This window comes from Ursidibacter arcticus (assembly GCF_009761375.1).
In the GTDB taxonomy this organism is placed as follows: Bacteria; Pseudomonadota; Gammaproteobacteria; order Enterobacterales; family Pasteurellaceae; genus Ursidibacter; species Ursidibacter arcticus.
This window is the reverse complement of the sequence record NZ_LEKM01000156.1, coordinates 1-1,587: the sequence shown is the minus strand read 5'-3', so window position 1 is coordinate 1,587 and position 1,587 is coordinate 1. Positions and strand designations below refer to the sequence as shown.

Genomic DNA, 1,587 nt, shown 5'->3' with positions numbered 1-1,587 from the left:
TTTGGATTCTACATCTCTTTCTATTGATGAAGTAATTCAACAAGCATTATCTTATGTTGAAAAACATATTTAGAATTGTTTGCCTAGTAATGGATGATTAGGTTTTTATTATCAACCCCATTTAAATGGATATAAATGGACGTTTTATTTTATTAAAGAAGATTAAATTATGACTGAATCTTTTGCTCAACTATTTGAAGAATCACTAAAAGGTCAAGAAACTCGTTTAGGTGCTATTGTTAAAGGTACTGTAGTTGCTATCCAAAAAGGCTATGTACTTGTAGATGCTGGTTTAAAATCAGAGTCAGCAATTCCTGCTGAAGAGTTTTTCAATGCACAAGGCGAACTTGAAGTTCAAGTTGGCGATGTTATTGATGTTGCTCTTGATGCGGTAGAAGACGGTTTCGGTGAGACCAAACTTTCTCGTGAAAAAGCTAAACGTAACGAATCTTGGGCTGCGTTAGAAAAAGCATTCGAAGAACAAGCAACTGTTGTTGGTTTAGTAAACGGTAAAGTAAAAGGTGGCTTCACTGTTGAGTTAAACGGTGTTCGTGCATTCTTACCAGGTTCATTAGTTGATACACGTCCAGTACGTGATTCATTAAACCTTGAAGGTCAAACTTTAGAGTTTAAAGTAATCAAATTAGATCAAAAGCGTAACAACGTTGTTGTTTCTCGTCGTGCAGTAATCGAATCTACAAGCAGCCAAGATCGTGAAGAAGTATTAGCGAACTTAGTTGAAGGTTCTGAAGTTAAAGGTACAGTTAAAAACTTAACTGACTACGGTGCATTTGTTGATTTAGGTGGCGTAGATGGTTTACTTCACATTACCGATATGGCTTGGAAACGTGTTAAACACCCAAGTGAAGTGGTTAATGTAGGTGATGAAGTTACTGTTAAAGTATTAAAATTTGACAAAGACAAAACTCGCGTATCTTTAGGCTTAAAACAATTAGGTCAAGATCCTTGGGCTGCTATTGCACAAAATCACCCAGTAAACAGCAAATTAACAGGTAAAGTAACTAACTTAACTGACTACGGCTGTTTCGTTGAAATTTTAGATGGTGTTGAAGGTTTAGTTCACGTTTCAGAAATGGATTGGACAAATAAAAATATCCACCCATCTAAAGTTGTAAATGTTGGTGATGTTGTTGAAGTTATGGTGTTAGAAGTAGATGAAGAACGTCGTCGTATTTCTTTAGGCTTAAAACAATGTAAAGCTAACCCTTGGGAACACTTTGCTGAAACTCACAACAAAAACGACAAAGTTAAAGGTAAAATCAAATCAATCACTGATTTCGGTATCTTTATCGGTTTAGAAGGTGGTATTGACGGTTTAGTACATTTATCTGACATTTCTTGGAATGTTTCAGGTGAAGAAGCTGTTCGTAACTACAAAAAAGGTGATGAAGTAGAAGCAGTAGTATTACAAGTTGATGCAGTAAAAGAGCGTATCTCTTTAGGTATCAAACAGTTAGATTCTGATCCATTCACTAACTTTGTTGAAGGTACCAAAAAAGGTGCTATCGTTAAAGGTAAAGTAGTAGAAGTTGATGCTAAAGGTGCTAAAGTTGAACTAGCTGATGG

1 protein-coding gene is annotated in these 1,587 nt (G+C 35.6%); it reads left to right on the top strand.

Annotated elements, in window-relative coordinates; all coding sequences use genetic code 11:
* Positions 1 to 169: 169 nt before the first annotated feature.
* On the top strand, positions 170 to 1,587 hold a 1,418-nt coding region (rpsA, locus tag A1D25_RS06950; protein WP_157394970.1), incomplete at its 3' end, for a 30S ribosomal protein S1.